The organism is Caldimonas caldifontis, from assembly GCF_002930615.1.
GTDB lineage: Bacteria > Pseudomonadota > Gammaproteobacteria > Burkholderiales > Burkholderiaceae_C > Caldimonas > Caldimonas caldifontis.
In genome coordinates this window covers 142,437-159,494 of sequence record NZ_PSNX01000011.1, presented here as the reverse complement: position 1 = coordinate 159,494, position 17,058 = coordinate 142,437, and the positions used below count along the sequence as shown (strand labels likewise).

Genomic DNA, 17,058 nt, shown 5'->3' with positions numbered 1-17,058 from the left:
GCACAGACCCATGCTGGCCAAACGCATCATCCCCTGCCTGGACGTCACCGGCGGGCGCGTCGTCAAGGGCGTCAATTTCGTCGAACTGCGCGATGCCGGCGACCCGGTCGAGATCGCGGCGCGCTACAACGAGCAGGGCGCCGACGAACTTACCTTCCTCGACATCACCGCCACCAGCGATGGCCGCGACCTCATCCTGCACATCATCGAGGCGGTGGCCGCCCAGGTCTTCATCCCGCTCACGGTGGGCGGCGGCGTGCGCACGGTGGACGATGTGCGCCGCCTGCTCAATGCCGGGGCCGACAAGGTCAGCTTCAACTCGGCGGCCGTGGCCAACCCCCAGGTCATCCGCGACGCCTCGGCCAAGTACGGGGCGCAGTGCATCGTGGTGGCCATCGATGCCAAGGCTCGGGCCGATGGCAACGGCTGGGACGTCTACACCCATGGCGGACGCAAGAACACCGGCCTGGACGCCGTGGCCTGGGCACGGCAGATGGCCGAGCACGGCGCTGGCGAGATCCTGCTCACCAGCATGGACCGCGACGGCACCAAGAGTGGCTTCGACCTCGCGCTGACGCGGGCCGTGAGCGACGCGGTGAGTGTGCCGGTGATCGCCTCGGGCGGCGTGGGCCATCTCGAGCACCTGGCCGACGGCATCCAGAAAGGCGGGGCCGACGCGGTGCTGGCGGCCAGCATCTTCCACTACGGCGAGTACACGGTGGGCCAGGCCAAGGCCCTGATGGCATCACGGGGAATCCCGGTCCGTCTCTAGGCTCGCACCGGTGTCATCCCCGGTTGCTACACTGTCCTGATGAACTGGCTCGACAACGTGAAATGGGACCGGGACGGCCTCGTGCCGGTGATCGCCCAGGAGGCGCACACCAAGGACGTCCTGATGTTCGCCTTCATGAACCGCGAGGCGCTGGCCGAGACGGCACGCCGCGGCGAGGCCGTCTACTGGAGCCGCTCGCGCGGGCGGCTGTGGCACAAGGGCGAGGAATCCGGCCACATCCAGAAGGTGCATGAGATCCGCCTGGACTGCGATGCCGATGTCGTGCTGCTCAGCGTCACCCAGCTGGGGCACGAGCCGGGCATCGCCTGCCATACCGGCCGGCACTCGTGCTTCTTCCAGGTTTTGCGCGACGATGCCTGGGTCAGCGTCGATCCGGTCTTGAAAGACCCGGCAAGCATCTACAAATGAGTGCGATGAACGCCCCGTCTGCCCCGGCCTCTGCCTTGTCCCAGGATGTGCTCGCGCGCCTGGCCGAAGTCATCGAGTCGCGCCGCGGCGGCGATCCCGACGCCTCGTATGTGGCGCGCCTGTTCCACAAGGGCACCGATGCCATCCTGAAGAAGGTGGGCGAGGAAGCGACCGAAACTGTGATGGCGGCCAAGGACGGCGATGCGCAGAAGATCGTCTACGAGGTGGCCGACCTGTGGTTCCACTCCATGGTGGCGCTGGCGCAGTTCGGACTCAAGCCGTCCGACGTGCTGGCCGAACTGCAGCGCCGCGAGGGCCTGTCGGGCCTGGAGGAATTCGCGGCGCGTCGTGCCCGCGAACGAGAGGAGTCCGGCACATGAGCTCCCCGTCCGACCCCCGCGAGCATTCACCCATGAGCGAGATCTTCGGCGTCGCTGACCGCAACGACGATTCGCTGCGCACCATCGGCCACATCAGCTACGCGCTGCACGCCATCGTGGCCGTGGGGGCAGTGATCCCGTCCTTCCAGCCCAGTGTGCTGCTGCTGGTGGCGGCTTTCATCCTCGACCTCATCAAGCGCAACGATGCGGCCGGCACCTGGCAGGCGTCGCATTTCCGCTGGCGCATCCGCAGCGTGCTGTGGGCGGCGGGCCTGTACCTCGTCACGGCGCCGCTGTGGTTGCTGTTCCTGGTGCCGGGCTGGATCGCCTGGTGCGTGATCTCCATCTGGTTCCTCTATCGCGTGGTGCGGGGCTGGCTGGCCCTGAACGACCGCAAGCCCATGCCCCTGCCGACCTGATCCCATGAGTCACGACCCCCACTGCATCTTCTGCAAGATCGTTGCCGGCCAGATCCCCTCGAAGAAGGTCTACGAGGACGAAGAGTTGCTGGCCTTCCACGACATCCGGCCGCATGCCCCCATCCATTTCCTGATCATCCCCAAGCTGCACGTGCCCTCGCTGTGGGAGGTGGGGCCCGAGCACCAGGCCCTGCTGGGCCGCATGCTGACGCTGGCGCCGCGCCTGGCCCAGGAACAAGGGGCCGGCAACGGGTTCAAAACCCTGATCAACACCGGCGCGGATGGCGGCCAGGAGGTTTATCACCTCCATGTCCATATCCTGGGCGGCCCTCGCCCATGGCGTACGGGCTGAGGCCGTAGAATCAAGTTTCCCCTCTAGGAGTACATCATGGGTACCTTCAGCATCTGGCACTGGTTGGTCGTGCTGTTGATCGTCGTGCTGGTGTTCGGCACCAAGAAGCTCAAGAACATCGGCTCTGACCTGGGCAGCGCGGTCAAGGGCTTCAAGGATGGCATGCGTGACGGCAGCAGCGGTGAGGCCGCCGCGCCGTCTCAGCAGGTCACGGCCGAAAAGACCCAGGACGCCGGCACCATCGACGTCGAAGCCAAGACCAAGTCCTGAAATCAGCCCCTGCGGGTGTCGTGACGGCTTGCGTCCATGATTGATTTCGGCTTCGACAAACTGGCCCTGATCGGGGCGGTGGCGCTCATCGTCATCGGCCCCGAGCGGCTGCCCAAGGTCGCCCGCACGGTGGGCCACCTGCTGGGCAAGGCGCAGCGCTATGTGGCCGATGTGAAAGCCGAGGTCAATCGCTCGATCGAGCTCGAAGAGCTCAAGAAGATGAAGACCGAGTTCGAGGACGCGGCCCGCAACATGGAGCAGACGGTCTCGCAGGAAGTCAATGCCGTCTCTGGCGAGTTTGACAAAGCCTGGTCCGAGGCCACGTCCGCGGCGGGTGGCAGTTCGTCCCCGGGCGTCGGCTGGGAAGCGCCGCCGCCGCAGTACAAGCATCCCGGCAAGAACTGGCGTGTCAAGCGCGGCGCCGTGCCTCAGTGGTACCGCCAGCGCCACGGCGTGCGCACCAGGGTACAGTCCGGCGCGGCGCGCGTGGCCCGCTTCCGGCCTCCGCGTGTTTCCTCCAAGGCAGGCCCGTGAGCCAGGATCCCAAGCAGGACCGTCCCGACGAACTGGACGGGACCGAGCAACCGTTTGTTTCCCACCTGATCGAGCTGCGCGACCGACTGATCCGTTCGCTCATCGCGGTGGGCATCGTGTTCGGCGTGCTCTTTTTCTGGCCCAGCCCTTCGGGCCTGTACGACATGCTCGCCGCCCCGCTGGTGGCGCATCTGCCCCAGGGCTCGACGATGATCGCCACCAACGTGATCTCGCCGTTCATCGTGCCGCTGAAGATCACGATGATGACGGCCTTCCTGATCGCGCTGCCGTACGTCCTCTATCAGGTCTGGGCCTTCGTGGCGCCGGGGCTGTACTCGCACGAGAAGAAGCTCGTGCTGCCGCTGGTGGTCTCCAGCACCTTGCTTTTCCTGCTGGGTGTGGCCTTTTGCTACTTCTTCGTGTTCGGGCAGGTCTTCAGCTTCATCCAGAGCTTTGCGCCCAAGAGCATCACGGCGGCGCCCGACATCGAGGCCTATCTGAGCTTCGTGCTGACGATGTTCCTGGCCTTCGGTTTGACCTTCGAGGTGCCTATCGTCGTGGTGGTGCTGGTGCGCATGGGCGTGGTCTCGATCGAGAAGCTCAGGAGCTTCCGCAGCTACTTCATCGTGCTGGCCTTCATCATCGCGGCCATCGTCACGCCACCTGATGTGATTTCTCAGCTGGCTCTGGCCATCCCGATGTGCCTGCTTTACGAGGCCGGGCTGTGGGCGGCTCAGTTCTTTGCCAAGCACACCCGCGCGCCCGACGCGGAAGAAGACCTCGCCGCCAAATAGCGTGCGTCAGCGGGAGCCGCGGGTGCGTTGCAAGGCCGGCCGCTGCGCCACCTGCACCTGCAGCTCGAGGCGCTCGTTGGCGCGCTGCACCGTGATCGTGGCCGTGCTTTCCGGACGCAGGGCCGCCACGGCATTGAGCAGCTGCGCGGTGTTGGCCACCGCCTGACCCGCCACGGCCACCACCACATCGCCCGGACGCACCCCTGCCTGCTGGGCCGGTCCTCCCTGCAGCACGCCGGTGATGAGCACGCCTTCGCGGATCGGCAGATTGAACGTCTGCGCAAGCTCTGCCGTGAGATCCTGGGGTTCCACCCCGATCCAGCCCCGCGTGACGCGTCCATCGCGGATCAGGCTTTCCATCACTTGCCGCGCCGTGGTGGCAGGGATGGCGAAGCCAATGCCCATGCTGCCGCCGGAGCGTGAGTAGATGGCCGTGTTGATGCCCATCAGGTTGCCTGCCACATCCACCAGGGCACCGCCGGAGTTGCCGGGGTTGATGGCGGCGTCGGTCTGGATGAAGTTCTCGAAGGTGTTGATGCCCAGCTGGTTGCGCCCCAGGGCACTGACGATGCCCGAGGTGACCGTCTGGCCCACGCCGAAGGGGTTGCCGATGGCCAAGACCACGTCACCCACTTGCAGGGCCGAGGCATCTCCGAAACTGATGGCCGGCAGGTCCGGCAGGTCGATCTTGAGCACCGCCAGATCCGTGTCCGGGTCGGTGCCCACGACCTGGGCGCTGGCCTTGCGGCCATCGGCCAGGCTCACCTCGATGTCATCGGCGCCTTCGACCACGTGGTTGTTGGTGAGCAGGTAGCCCTCGGGGGCGACGATCACGCCCGAGCCCAGGCCCGTCTGGGGCTGGTTGTCGGCCTGGTCGCCGAAGAAGAAGCGGAACCACGGGTCGTTGAAGTGCGGATTGCGCGTCGGTGCCTTGCTCGTGGCAATGTTGACCACCGAGGGCGAGGCACGCTTGGCTGCGGGTGCCAGGCTGCCAGGGGCGTGATCCTGGCCCAGGATGACCGGGGTCTCGGTGATGGTGATGGTGGGGATGACACTGCCAGGGGATCGCCGCAGCCATTCAGGCTTGAGGGTGGCCACGACGAAGAGCACGGCCACCGCGACCGTGACGGCTTGCGAGAAAATCAGCCAGGTTCTGCGCATACAGTGAGTGAAGGACACCCCGGGGCCCCGGGGTGGGAAGGGGAGGCCAGCGAGATGATCCACCGCGACGAGTTGAGCACACAGCTTCAGGTCCTGCTGGAGGCGGATCGCTTCCGTGATTATGGGCCGAACGGTCTCCAAGTTGAGGGCCGCAGCGAGATTCGCAAGATCGTCAGCGGCGTGACCGCCAGCCTGGCACTGATCGAAGCGGCCGCCGAGGCTGGGGCCGATGCCATCCTCGTGCATCACGGCCTGTTCTGGCGCGGTCAGGACGGGCGCGTCACCGGCTGGATGAAGCGCCGCCTGCAACGGCTGCTGGCCCAGGAGATCAACCTCTATGCCTACCACCTGCCGCTGGATGCCCATCCCGAATGGGGCAACAACGCCCAGCTGGGGCTGAAGCTCAAGCTCACACCGGACGGCCGCTTCGGCGACCAGGATCTGGGCTTCCTGGGCGCACCCGCCCAGCCGCTCACGGTCGCGGCGCTCACGGCCTTGCTGCAATACCGCCTGGGCCGCGCGCCGGTGGTGGTGGAAGGGGATGGGCGACCCATCCGCCGCGTGGCCTGGTGCACCGGCGGGGCCCAGGGCTTCTTCGAGGCGGCCATCGCAGCCGGTGCCGATGCCTTCCTCACCGGCGAGATTTCGGAACCCCAGGCCCACTACGCCCGGGAAACCGGGGTGGCTTATTTCGCCTGCGGCCACCACGCCACCGAGCGCTATGGCGTGGCGGCCCTCGGGGCTGCGGTGGCCGAACGCTTTGCGCTGGACCATCAGTTCATCGACATCGACAACCCGGCTTGAATCAGGGTTTTCCGAACGAATGTGCGTTTGACGCACCGATCGGCGGGGGAACCTGTGAACTGGCGCACACCTTCGCCCCTGATTCTTGGGGGTGCGTCCTGGGTTCGCACAGAACCCAAGGGTTAACCCTGATCTCCTCCTAGAATCCGCGCGCTTTGCCGGCACGACTGGCGGGCGTGTTGTGGTTCCTCACCCGGGAGAGTTTCAGATGAGCAGCAAGCGTTGGATGGTGCGCGGCCTGGCCGCGCTGGGTCTGTGGGCGGCCGCAGCGGCCAGCCAGGCCCAGATCGTGGTAGGCCAGGTGGCCCCGTTCAGTGGGCCGCAGGCCGTCACCGGCCGGGCGATTCATGCCGGAGCCAAGCTCTACATCGATGCGGTCAACGCGCGTGGGGGCGTCAAGGGCCAGCGCATCCGCTTCGTGACCCGTGACGACGCCCAGAAGGCCGAGGACACGGTGCGCCTGGTCAAGGCGATGATCGCCGAAGATGCGCCGGTGGCCCTGCTGGGCACGGTGGGAACGACCAACCTGGAGGCCCTGGCGAAGGATGGGGTGCTCGTGCGCAGCCGCACCGCCATGGTGGGTGGCGTGTCAGGCGCCGCATCGGTGGCCCAGGCCCAGGGCATCCATGTGGTGAAGGCCAGCTACCACGATGAGATCGGCCGGCTGTTCCGCCAGCTGTCTCAGGTGGGCGTGAGCCGCGTGGGCCTGGTTTATCAGGACGACGGCCTGGGCCAGGACGTGCTGACGGGCGCACAGGCCGCAGCTCGCACGCATGGCATCACCCTCGTGGCGCAGGCGTCCTACCCGCGCAACACCACGGACGTGGGCGCGGCGGTGCAGCAGCTGGTCAAGGCCAATCCTCAGGCGATCTTTCTGGGGGCGACGACGGCTGCGGCCATCCAGTTCGTCAAGCAGTATGGCGAGGCAGGAGGGCAGGGCACGATGTACGGCATGTCCATCATCGACACCGATGCGCTGCTGAAGGCCCTGGGGCCGGATCGCGCGCGCGGCTACGCGTTCTCGGTCGTGCTGCCACTGGTCAGCCGCAATGACCGCGCGGTGGTGCGCGAGTACCTGAGCCTGCGCGAAGCGTCGAAGGACCCGGATCTCTCGGCCCGCTCCATCGAAGGGTTCATTGCCGCCAAGGCCCTGGTGCGTGCCTTGGAGCGCAGCCCCCGCCTGACAGCCGAGGCCGTGAGCGCCACGCTGGCCAGCCTGAACGACCTGGACGTGGGGGGCTATGTGCTCGATTTCAGCCAGGACGGGCGCACCGGCTCACGCTATGTGGACTTCGCGATGATCGGAGCCGGCGGGAAGCTGGTGCAGTGAGGCAGCTCAGAGGCGCCCGACGCAATTCGGTGCGCCACATCGGCACACCATGCCACCCGCATGGTGGGTCTCGACATAGTTGGCGGTGAGTTCCTCGCCTGGGGCAATGGCCCGCAGCGCGTAGAACTCGACCCGGCCCTGACGGATGCGCAGCACCGTGTTGGGCTGGCAGGAGTGGTTGGTGAAGCGCATCGGGTCGCTGGAGGTCGAGGCGTCGATCGCCTTGCGGTCCGACACCTCCACCATCATGATGCGCTGCAGGCCGCGCACGCGGCGCCGCGCTTCCGACACGCTGATCGACTCACCGCGCAGCTCCCCGATCTTCTTGTAGGGTGGGATGGGCTCGGCGGCAAAGACACCGCGACCGTCGATGCGGCTGGCCGCGACGATCACGGCGTACTTCTGGGCGTTGTGCATGGCTCAGTGGGGTTCCAGGGTCTCGGCGATGCGTCGTGTGACCCGTGGGGGCTGATCACCAAGATGGAAAGCCAGGCGCCGCTCGCGCAGATGCACATCTGCCGCCGTGACGCGGTCAAAACGGCGCAGATGTTCCACCCAGGACTCGTCGATGAAGTACTCCGTATAGCGGCCCGGATCGTTCACGTCACGGAACAGCTCCCAGGCCAGGGCCCCATGGCGCAGGCGGCTGCGGCGGCTTTCCTGCATCACCGCACGGAAGGCCTCGGCCCGGGCGGGGTCGATCTGGTATTCGATGGTCACGAGCACCGGCCCGGCATCGGGATCGATGGGCGTGGCGGTCACCGGGGGCTTCCAGGCCTGCGAGGGGGTGAGGTCCTCCTCGGCGCCGCCTTCGATGAGCATGCGCCGCGCCCAGACCAGCAGGGCCTGCCCGATGACGGCCGCCGCGATCAGGCTGATGGGCACGCTGGTCCAGCTGGCCACCTGGCCCCACAAGGCGGCCGAGGCGCCGGCGCTGCCCATCAAGGCCATCTGGTAGATCGACATGCCACGGGCGCGCACCCAGTCGGGCAAGGCGAGCTGCGCGGCCACGGTGAGGGTGTTGGCCACGGTGATCCAGGCCATGCCACTGATGAACATCGCGGGCACGGCCACCCAGACGTTGGGCGCGAACGCGAGGATCACGGTCGCCGCAGCCTGCACCACCGAGCCACGGTTGACGAGCTGGTCGCGGTTGAAACGGGCGCGCAGCCGGGGCAGCTGGGCGGCCGCCACCACCGCGCCGCTGCCCATGGCGGCCAGCAGCAGGGTGAAGGTGCCTGCCCCGCCGTCGTCGAGGCCACGCGCCACGAGGGGCAGCAGGGCCAGCACCGCGGTGGACTGCAGGAAGAACAGGGCGATGCGCACCAGCACCGCATGCATGCGGGTGGACTGGCGCACGTACTGCCAGCCCACGCGGATGGCACCCACGAAGCGCTCGCCGGGCAGGGCGCTGACGGTGCGCTCGCGCTTCCACTTGAAGATCACGAAACCCGCGGCCACGGACAGCAGCGCATTGAGCACGAACACATAGGCGCTGCCCAGGCTTGCGATGATGGCCCCGGCCAGCAGCGGGCCGATGATGCGCGAGCCGTTCATCGCGATCCCGTTGAGCGCCAGGGCCGCCGGCAGCTGCAGGCGCGGCACCAGCTCGGGCACGATGGCCGCGAACACCGGCCAGCGCATCGCCAGGCCGATGCCGTTGGCGAAGGTGAGCGCCAGCAGCAAGGCCGGTGTCATCCCGCCGCCCAGCACCAGCAGGCAGGTGACCACCGCCACGCCGGCCACCCAGAACTGGGTGACCATGAAAAAGAGCCGCCGATCGAGGATGTCGGCCAGCGCCCCGCTGGGCAGCCCCAGCAGGAAGACGGGCAGCATGGACGCCGTCTGCACCAGGGCCACCAGCGCAGGCGAGGTTGTGAGCGTGGTCATCAGCCAGGCCGCGGCCACGTCGTTCATCCACATGCAGGTGTTGGCCACCAGCCAGGTGACCCACAGCATGCGAAAGACGGGCTGGGACAGGGGGGCCCAGGCGGAGGCCGACACCACGGGTGTGGCCGGGGCAGCAGGCGGAGGAGGGGCGTTGGGCGGATTCAAGGCAAACCCGATGATGCCCCAATCCGGCCCGGCGTGCGTGGCCCGGGCCGGAGCCTCGCACAAGGGCGGTCGGTCTTTCAGCCGGTGCGTGCGTTGGCGTCGGCCACCGCGAGCGCGGTGATGTTGACGATGCGGCGCACCGTGGCCGAGGGCGTGAGGATGTGGGCCGGCGCGGCGGCACCCAGCAGGATGGGGCCCACCGTCACGCCCTGGCCGCCGGTCATCTTCAGCACGTTGAAGAGGATGTTGGCGGCATCGAGGTTGGGCAGCACCAGCACGTTGGCTGCACCGTGCAGCGTGGAGCCGGGCAGGTAGCCCTCGCGCACCGACTCGCTCAGGGCGGCGTCGCCATGCATCTCGCCGTCGGCTTCCACGTCCGGGCGGCGCTGCACGAAGAGGTCGCGTGCCGCGCGCATCTTGCGGGCCGAGGGGCGCGTGCTGGAGCCGAACATCGAGTGCGACAGGAAGGCCACACGCGGCGGCAGGCCGAAGCGGCGCACGGCATCGGCGGCCTGCACGGCGATGTCGGCCAGCGTGGCGGCGTCCGGGTCCTCGTTGACGAAGGTGTCAGCGATGAACAGGGTGTGCTTGTCCAGCATCAGCGCATTCATCGCGGCAAAGCCGCTGGCGCCGGGTTTCAGGCCGATGAGGTCGCGCACGTGCTCCAGGTGGGCCTCGTAGCGGCCCACCAGGCCGCAGACCATGCCGTCGGCATCGCCCAGGTGCACCATCATGGCCGAGATCAGCGTGTTGGAGCGCCGCAGGGCCACCTTGGCCATCTCGGGCGTCACACCGTCGCGCGCCTTGAGGCGGTGGTAGGTCTCCCAGTACTGGCGGAAGCGGGGGTCGTCCTCGGGGTTGACCACCTCGAAGTCGCGGCCGGCCTGCAGGCGCAGGCCCGCGCGCTCCAGGCGCATCTGGATCACGTGCGGTCGGCCCACGAGGATGGGCTGCACCAGCCTTTCGTCCAGCGCCACCTGCACCGCGCGCAGCACCCGCTCGTCTTCGCCTTCGGCGTAGGCGATGCGCCGGGGCGCGGCCTTGGCGGCCTGGAAGACGGGGCGCATGAAGAGCCCGGTGTGGGTCACGAAGCGCGTGAGCGATTCGCGGTAGGCGTCCAGGTCGGTGATGGGGCGGGTGGCCACGCCGGAGTCGGCCGCCGCCTGGGCCACTGCCGGCGCGATGCGCAGGATGAGGCGGGCATCGAAGGGGGTGGGGATGAGGTAGTCGGGCCCGAAGCGCAGCTCACGCCCGGCATAGGCCGAGGCCACCTCGTCGCTGATCTCGGCCTTGGCCAGGTCGGCGATCTGGCGCACGCAGGCCACCTTCATCGCCTCGGTGATGCGCGTGGCGCCGCTGTCGAGCGCGCCGCGGAAGATGTAGGGGAAGCACAGGACGTTGTTGACCTGATTGGGGTAGTCCGAGCGCCCTGTTGCGATGATGCAGTCGGGCCGCGCCGCCTTGGCCACTTCCGGGCGGATCTCGGGCTCGGGGTTGGCCAGGGCCAGGATGATGGGCTTGTCGGCCATGGTCTTCACCATCTCGGCCGTGAGCACGCCGGGGGCCGAGCAGCCGAGGAAGACGTCGGCACCCCGCACCGCATCGGCCAGGGTGCGCGCCTCGGTCTTCTGCACGTAGCGCTGCTTGGACGCGTCGAGCTTGTCTTCGCGCCGGTCATGGATCACGCCCTTAGAGTCGCACACGAAGATGTGCTCGCGCTTCACGCCCAGTTCCACCATCAGGTCCAGGCAGGCGATGGCCGCCGCCCCTGCGCCCGAGACGGCCAGCTTCACCTCGCCGATGCGCTTGCCCACCAGCTCCAGGCCGTTGAGCAGGGCAGCGGCCGAGATGATGGCCGTGCCATGCTGGTCGTCGTGGAAGACGGGGATGTTCATGCGTTCGCGCAGCTTCTTCTCGATGTAGAAGCACTCGGGCGCCTTGATGTCCTCAAGGTTGACACCACCCAGCGTGGGCTCGAGCGCGGCGATGATGTCCACCAGCTTGTCCGGGTCGCGCTCGGCCAGCTCGATGTCGAAGACGTCGATGCCGGCGAACTTCTTGAACAGGCAGCCCTTGCCTTCCATCACCGGCTTGCCTGCCAGCGGGCCGATGTCGCCCAGGCCCAGCACCGCGGTGCCGTTGGTGACCACGCCGACGAGGTTGCCGCGCGAGGTGTACTCGGCGGCCAGTGTCGGGTCCTCCTCGATGGCCAGGCAGGCATAGGCCACGCCGGGCGAGTAGGCGAGCGACAGGTCGCGCTGGTTGGACAGCGGCTTGGTGGGCGCGACGGCAATCTTGCCGCGCACCGGGCTGCGGTGGTATTCCAGCGCGGCGTCGCGCAGGGCCTGTTCAGCGGGCGACAGCGGGGTCTTGGGCGCCATGAGGTTCTCCTTCGTTCGGGTGCATGCATCGATGCACCGGGGGCGTGAGCGTACGCCGGTGGCGGGCGGCCATCCCTGCAAAAAAAGTTGCAGGTGTTTTGCAGCCCGGCTGTCCACTCAGCGGTTGACGTCCACCACCGTGCGGCCGCGCACCTGACCCTCCAGCAAGCGAGGGCAGAAGTCGATCACCTCGGACAGGCCGATCTCCTGCGTCATCCCTTCGAGCCGTTCGGCCGGCACATGGTTCGCCAGCAAAGCCCAGGCCTGGCGGCGGGTGTCGTTGTCGATGAAGACGCTGTTGATGCCGTACAGCGTCACGCCCCGCAGGATGAAGGGCATCACCGTGCCGGCAAAGTCGGCGCCCTGGGCCAGGCCGCAGGCGGCCACGGCGCCATGGAAGCGGGTCGAGGCGCAGGCATTCACCAGCGTGTGGCTGCCCACGGTGTCGACCACGCCGGCCCAGCGTTCGCTCTGCAGCGGCTTGCCGGGCTGGGTGAACTCTTGGCGATCGACGCAGCGTGCGGCGCCCAGGCCGAGCAGGTAGTCGGCTTCCTGGGGGCGGCCGGTCGAGGCGACCACGGTGTAGCCCAGGCTGCCCAGCAGGGCCACCGCCACCGAGCCCACGCCGCCGGCCGCGCCCGTGACCAGCACCTCGCCGTCACCGGGCCGCAGGCCATGGCGTTGCAGGGCCATCACGCACAGCGCGGCGGTGAAGCCGGCGGTGGCGATCGCCATCGACTGCCGCGCGGTGTAGGCCTCGGGACGACGCAGCAGCCAGCCGGCCTTCAGTCGGGCCATCTGCGCCAGGCCACCCCAGTGGGTCTCGCCCAGCCCCCAGCCGGTCACGACGACCGGATCCCCGGGCTTCCAGGCGGGGTTGCTGCTGGCCTCTACCGTGCCGGCCAGGTCGATGCCGGGCACCATGGGCCAGGTGCGCACGATGGCGCCACGGCCGGTCACGGCCAGGGCGTCCTTGTAGTTCAGGGTCGAGTACTCGATGCGGACGGTGACCTCGCCCTCGGGCAGTTGCGAGTCGTCCAGATCGGTCAGCGCAGCACGGGTCTGCTTGTTCTCCTGGGTCAGCAGCAGGGCCTTGAACATCGGGGGTCTCCTCGTGTGGAGTCCCGATCTTCGCCCAAACCGTGGCTCAGTGCGTCACGGGCTCGAGCACCCCCACCAGGGCCAGGCGGTAGCGGTCGGCATGCGAGCGCCAGGCGGCACCGCAGGCGGGCACCTCCACCTGCACGGGTTCGGTGTGCTCCTGCCACTCCAGCGCTTCTTCCAGCAGACTCTGGCCGCCCTGGCCCAAGGCCATGGCACCTTGCCACAGCCGCGCCATGCGCTCGGACGGCGCGCAGCCATGCTGGGCGCGATGGGCGCGTTCGTAGCGGTCGCGGCAGCCCGGTCCCTGGACGTGGCAGTGCTCCCAGTCGCCAGTGATCTCCGGCATGGGACGCACCAGAGAAGGCATGACGCTGTCGGCACGGGCGTCGTACAGGCCCAGCAGGGTCAGGCCATCCGGGAAGCGGATGCGGGCAAGGTGGCTGTGGTCAGGCATGGTCGGAACATCGTGGACAGGAGAACGCCTTGCGGCGATCAGGCGCCGCTGGCATGGGCGTCAGACGGAAGTGCAGATGGGACCACAAAACCCCCTGTCAAGTTGCTCCCCCCTAAGGGGGGGGCGGCGTGCTGCATCGCACAACTCCCATGCTGTTTCCGGCGGCGGTTCACAATGCGGACATGTCCAGCCGTGATCTCCACCCCCTGCGACCCCTGGCCCTGACGCTGGGCGACCCCTGTGGTATCGGCCCGGAGATCCTGGCCATGGCGTTGACGCGTGGTGCCGTGCCTGGCGGCTTCGTGGTGGGGGATGTGGCGGTGATGCGCCGGGCCCTGGCGTGCATCGGATGCAGCGTGCCCGTGGTGCAGATCGAGCGTCCGGGCGAAGCGGTCACGATGCCACCCGGGGGGGTGCCCGTGCTGCAGCCCCAGGGGCTGCCCGAGGGCCTGGCGAGCCTGCCGATGGGGCGTGTGGATGCGAAAGCTGGCGCTGCGGCTGCGCGATGCGTGCGCGAAGCCATGGCCTGGGCTCGGCGCGGCGAGGTGGTGGCCCTGGTGACCGCCCCTTTGCACAAGGAGGCGCTGGCGGCGGCCGGCGAACCCTATCCCGGGCACACCGAGCTTCTGCAGGCCGAAGCGGCCGGCCCCGGCGAGCCGCCGCCCCCCGTGCGCATGATGCTCGCCAACGACGAAATCAGGACCGTGCTCGTGAGCATCCATGTGCCCCTGCGCGAGGCCATCGAGCGGGTCACGATGCCATCGGTGCTGGAGACGATCCGCATCGCGCATCGCAGCGCGGCGCTGTGGGGGCAACCGCAGCCTCGCATCGCCGTGGCTGGCCTCAACCCGCACGCCGGCGAGGGGGGGCTGTTCGGCGACGAGGAGATCCGCCACATCGCGCCGGCCATCGAGGCGGCGCGCGCCGAAGGCATCGATGCCCGCGGCCCCTGCGCGCCCGACACGGTCTTCATGCGGGCCCGCCATGCACCGGGGCATCCGGGCGAGTTCGATGTCGTGGTGGCGATGTACCACGACCAGGGCCTGATCCCGGTGAAGTATCTCGGGGTGGAGCAGGGCGTGAACGTGACGCTGGGCCTGCCCTTCATCCGCACCAGCCCCGACCATGGCACGGCCTTCGATCTGGCCGGCACGGGGCGGGCCGACCCCTCCAGCCTGATCGCGGCGGCCCGGATGGCGCGCCGGCTCAGCGCTGGCTGTTCGCGGTGAGTTCGGCGAGCTGCTTGCGCGCGCGCGCCACGGCGCGCTCGATCAGATAGGCCTGCTCAAAGGCGCGGAAGCGGCCCGTCTCGCACATCTTGGTCAGCATGCGCCCGGTCATCGAGACGATGGTCTGGTGCTTTTTCCCGTGGCTGAAGATGAAGAAGGTCCGTCCCGGGCTCACCCAGTTCAGGCGCACCTTCTTCCACTGGCCGTCCATGTGCATCTGGTAGGCCACGCCGGCCTGCACATGCTGCACCAGCGCGATGCCCTGGGTGGGCTGCTCGGGACGCATCTCGGGCTCCAGGCCATCGAGATTGATGTCCAGGTCGGACTGGGCGGCGGGGTCGCTCCCGGCGGCGCTCAGGTCGATGTCGATCTTTCCGTCCCAGTCGATGGCCTCTTCGGCCACCAGACCGATCTGCTGGGCCTCGGCGGGTGAGAAATTCGTTTCCGGGGCTGCCACGGCAGCCGGCATCTCGGTGGCCGGCACGTCCTCCGCGGTAGGCACCACCAGCTTGTCCAGCGCCTGCAGGTGCGTGTCGAGCTGGCGCATCTGGAAGTCGGTGAGGGGCTGGCCCTTGAGCGACTGGGCATGCAGCGGCAGCAGCTCGCCGAAGAAGGCCTTCTTCTGATCCTCGGGATGGTGGATCAGCGCCAGGCCCTCGTTCAGCGTCTTCATCATCTGGGGCAGGGCCAGGATGAACTGCTTGCGATCGGCCGGTGTGGCCTTGGGCTGCACCGACATCACCAGCTCGCGCCCGGCGCGGCGGATGCGCTTGGTGGTGTCGGCCTGGGCGCCGTAGCGCATCGTCGCCTCCACCTCCACCTGGCTCCACACCTTCACGAGGAAGTCGCGGATGAAGTCGTGCACGCCGATGGATGCGAGGGCCCCCTGAACCTGCATCTCGTGCCGGTGCACGATGCGCAGCTGGGCTTCCTTGTTGGCCAGCAGTGCGACGGCTTCGGCATGGGCCTGGGCTTCGTCCTGAGCCTGTTCCTGCACGAAGGCTTCGAGGGCTCGCAGCTTGCCCTCGTAGAGATCCATCTGATCGAAGTCACCTTCGACGATCTGCTGCACGAGCTCGCGCACCAGGCTCATGAAGCGCTTGCCGGAGCCTTCGTCGAAGTCGTCGAAGGCACAGGCCACCGAGGCCATGCGGTTGACGAACTTGCGCACCGGGTGGCTGCGCGAGGAGAAGAACTGCACGTCCTTCAGCGCCACCCGCAGCACCGGCAGCTGCAGGCGAGCGATCTGGCGCGCCATCTGCGGCGGCACCTTCGGGTCCGACAGAATCTGGTCGAACAGCGAGGCCACGATGTCGATCACCATGTGATCGAGCGCCCCGGTGCTGGCACGCATCAATTCGTCGCGATGCGCGCGGATCAGATTCACCGCCATCAAGCCGCTCAGACCCGAATGCAGCCCGCCCGGCGCCGTTGAAGTCCCCATGCCGCCGGCCGCTCCCGCCGGCATCCCGCTGGCACTCCAGCCCCCGGGGCCTGAGGCGGGGCCCTCCAACCCCCCCGGGCCGCTGGTGAGGTAGGCCAGGCGCCGGATCACGTCGAGCATCTGCGCATCGGCGGCGGGTGACGCCGGTGCCGGGCGGCCGCCCGGCGCGGGGGCGCGGCTTAACTGGTCGAGCGTGCTGGCCAGCCCGCCGGCTCCGCTGCCCAGCGATCCCGGGCCGCTGGGGCCGAAGCCTGCGGGCGTGGGCATGCCGAACAGGGCGCTCAGCGCCTGGGCGGCCTGTCGCTGGTCGGTCAGAGCCCCGGGCCCGGTGTTGCGCAGTGGGACCCCGGGAGACGTCACGCCACCCGTGCCCGAGATGGCATGGCTGCGGACGGCCAGACCGACCGGCTGGATGCCCCGTGCGCTGAAATCGGCCACGATGGCTCCGTAGCACTGACGCATGGACTTGGCCAAGCCGTGCCCGAGTTCACCAGCCAGCGTCTTGCGCACGGCGGCCTCGGGGGTCACCGCCTCGATGCTGCGGAACAGGGCCTTGCCGATGATGTCCGGGCGGATGGGATTGCGCTCCGGATCGGGCCGGCCCAGACCGAGCAGCGATCCCATGTAGGCATCCAGCTCGCGCAACTCCCACTCGCATTCGTGCTCGATCTCCAGGCCGAGGCGGTGGGCCGTGACCTCCTCCTCGACCTCGCTGTCACCCACCAGGCTCAGCGTGGACCAGTCGGTGCTCGCCAGACTGCGCCCGCTCACCCGCGGGGTGATTTCCTGCGCCACCTTTTCATTGAGGACCGACGTGAAGGTCATGTTGAAGGCCGAGAGCTTGCGCTGCAGGTCGAACTGCGCCGACATGTAGGCCTGACGTTGCGCATTGCTCTTGGCCGACAGCGCGAGCATGCCCAACGCGTCGACCACCCGGCTGGCGGTGGACGACGCGGTGTTGAGAATCCTCTGGACAGCCGCCTGCATGGCGGCGTGGAGTCGCGGGTCGGGCAGAGTCATGGGGCCTGCTGTTGCACGTGGAAACAGTATGGCCCGAAAACCGCCTCCCAAGGCCAGGCCGTGGGCCGGGAGTCGCCCGGACCGGGCCCGCGCCGGGAGGGCGTGCGGAAAAAAGCACAGGCGCCG

At 68.4% G+C, this 17,058-nt stretch carries 18 protein-coding genes; 11 read left to right on the top strand and 7 right to left on the bottom strand.

From position 1 onward, the window contains the following. Positions 1 to 10: 10 nt before the first annotated feature. The 8 genes from hisF to tatC are packed head-to-tail and all read left to right on the top strand — an operon-like array spanning position 11 to position 3,950. Positions 11 to 772, top strand: coding sequence for an imidazole glycerol phosphate synthase subunit HisF (gene hisF / locus C1704_RS13035; protein ID WP_104303161.1), 762 nt, complete (start codon positions 11 to 13; stop codon positions 770 to 772). 39 nt (positions 773 to 811) lie between these two features. Then, a complete protein-coding gene (hisI, locus tag C1704_RS13030) occupies positions 812 to 1,201 on the top strand; it encodes a phosphoribosyl-AMP cyclohydrolase (protein ID WP_104303160.1) in 390 nt (129 codons plus the stop codon). A 5-nt stretch (positions 1,202 to 1,206) separates the two neighbouring features. After that, entirely contained in the window at positions 1,207 to 1,581 is a 375-nt protein-coding gene (locus C1704_RS13025) for a phosphoribosyl-ATP diphosphatase (RefSeq protein ID WP_104303159.1), read from the top strand. A gap of 32 nt (positions 1,582 to 1,613) precedes the next feature. Continuing rightward, positions 1,614 to 2,000: a DUF4870 family protein gene (locus C1704_RS13020; protein WP_104303158.1), complete on the top strand. Its 387-nt coding sequence runs from the start codon at positions 1,614 to 1,616 to the stop codon at positions 1,998 to 2,000. Positions 2,001 to 2,004: 4 nt separating this feature from the next. Then, entirely contained in the window at positions 2,005 to 2,352 is a 348-nt protein-coding gene (locus C1704_RS13015) for a histidine triad nucleotide-binding protein (protein ID WP_104303157.1), read from the top strand. Between the two features lie 36 nt (positions 2,353 to 2,388). Then, positions 2,389 to 2,622: a Sec-independent protein translocase subunit TatA gene (gene tatA, locus C1704_RS13010; protein WP_104303156.1), complete on the top strand. Its 234-nt coding sequence runs from the start codon at positions 2,389 to 2,391 to the stop codon at positions 2,620 to 2,622. A gap of 36 nt (positions 2,623 to 2,658) precedes the next feature. Further along, complete coding sequence (tatB, locus tag C1704_RS13005) at positions 2,659 to 3,156, top strand: Sec-independent protein translocase protein TatB (protein WP_104303155.1); 498 nt, start codon at positions 2,659 to 2,661, stop codon at positions 3,154 to 3,156. Further along, positions 3,153 to 3,950, top strand: coding sequence for a twin-arginine translocase subunit TatC (gene tatC, locus C1704_RS13000; protein ID WP_104303154.1), 798 nt, complete (start codon positions 3,153 to 3,155; stop codon positions 3,948 to 3,950). Before tatB ends, tatC begins: the two co-directional genes overlap by 4 nt. 6 nt (positions 3,951 to 3,956) lie before the next feature. On the opposite strand, the gene C1704_RS12995 is transcribed toward tatC, so the two are convergent. Continuing rightward, a complete protein-coding gene (locus C1704_RS12995; RefSeq protein ID WP_104303153.1) occupies positions 3,957 to 5,111 on the bottom strand; it encodes a Do family serine endopeptidase in 1,155 nt (384 codons plus the stop codon). 54 nt (positions 5,112 to 5,165) lie between these two features. Between C1704_RS12995 and C1704_RS12990 the strand changes: the two genes are divergently transcribed. Beyond that, positions 5,166 to 5,915 (top strand): Nif3-like dinuclear metal center hexameric protein, encoded by a 750-nt coding sequence (locus C1704_RS12990; RefSeq protein ID WP_104303152.1) that lies wholly within the window; start codon positions 5,166 to 5,168, stop codon positions 5,913 to 5,915. Between the two features lie 208 nt (positions 5,916 to 6,123). Continuing rightward, a complete protein-coding gene (locus C1704_RS12985) occupies positions 6,124 to 7,245 on the top strand; it encodes an ABC transporter substrate-binding protein (RefSeq protein ID WP_104303151.1) in 1,122 nt (373 codons plus the stop codon). 6 nt (positions 7,246 to 7,251) lie between these two features. Here the strand turns inward: C1704_RS12985 and C1704_RS12980 are convergent, their stop codons facing one another. From C1704_RS12980 to C1704_RS12960, 5 genes are all read right to left on the bottom strand, one after another. Then, positions 7,252 to 7,662, bottom strand: a complete 411-nt coding sequence (locus C1704_RS12980; RefSeq protein WP_104303150.1) for an SET domain-containing protein — start codon at positions 7,660 to 7,662, stop codon at positions 7,252 to 7,254. 3 nt (positions 7,663 to 7,665) lie between these two features. Beyond that, positions 7,666 to 9,300 carry an MFS transporter gene (locus tag C1704_RS12975; protein WP_419186803.1) on the bottom strand — a complete coding sequence of 545 codons (1,635 nt, stop codon included), beginning with the start codon at positions 9,298 to 9,300 and terminating at the stop codon, positions 7,666 to 7,668. Between the two features lie 77 nt (positions 9,301 to 9,377). Continuing rightward, on the bottom strand, positions 9,378 to 11,681 hold the full coding sequence (locus C1704_RS12970) for an NADP-dependent malic enzyme (protein WP_104303148.1): 2,304 nt from the start codon (positions 11,679 to 11,681) through the stop codon (positions 9,378 to 9,380). Positions 11,682 to 11,798: 117 nt separating this feature from the next. Beyond that, complete coding sequence (gene acuI / locus C1704_RS12965; protein WP_104303147.1) at positions 11,799 to 12,782, bottom strand: acrylyl-CoA reductase (NADPH); 984 nt, start codon at positions 12,780 to 12,782, stop codon at positions 11,799 to 11,801. Positions 12,783 to 12,828: 46 nt separating this feature from the next. After that, entirely contained in the window at positions 12,829 to 13,239 is a 411-nt protein-coding gene (locus tag C1704_RS12960) for a hypothetical protein (RefSeq protein ID WP_104303146.1), read from the bottom strand. A gap of 182 nt (positions 13,240 to 13,421) precedes the next feature. On the opposite strand from C1704_RS12960, the gene pdxA reads away from it, so the two are divergent. Beyond that, complete coding sequence (pdxA, locus tag C1704_RS12955) at positions 13,422 to 14,468, top strand: 4-hydroxythreonine-4-phosphate dehydrogenase PdxA (RefSeq protein WP_104303193.1); 1,047 nt, start codon at positions 13,422 to 13,424, stop codon at positions 14,466 to 14,468. Here pdxA and C1704_RS12950 read toward each other — a convergent pair. Beyond that, complete coding sequence (locus C1704_RS12950; RefSeq protein ID WP_104303145.1) at positions 14,446 to 16,932, bottom strand: DUF1631 family protein; 2,487 nt, start codon at positions 16,930 to 16,932, stop codon at positions 14,446 to 14,448. The genes pdxA and C1704_RS12950 overlap by 23 nt on opposite strands. Positions 16,933 to 17,058 lie beyond the last annotated feature (126 nt).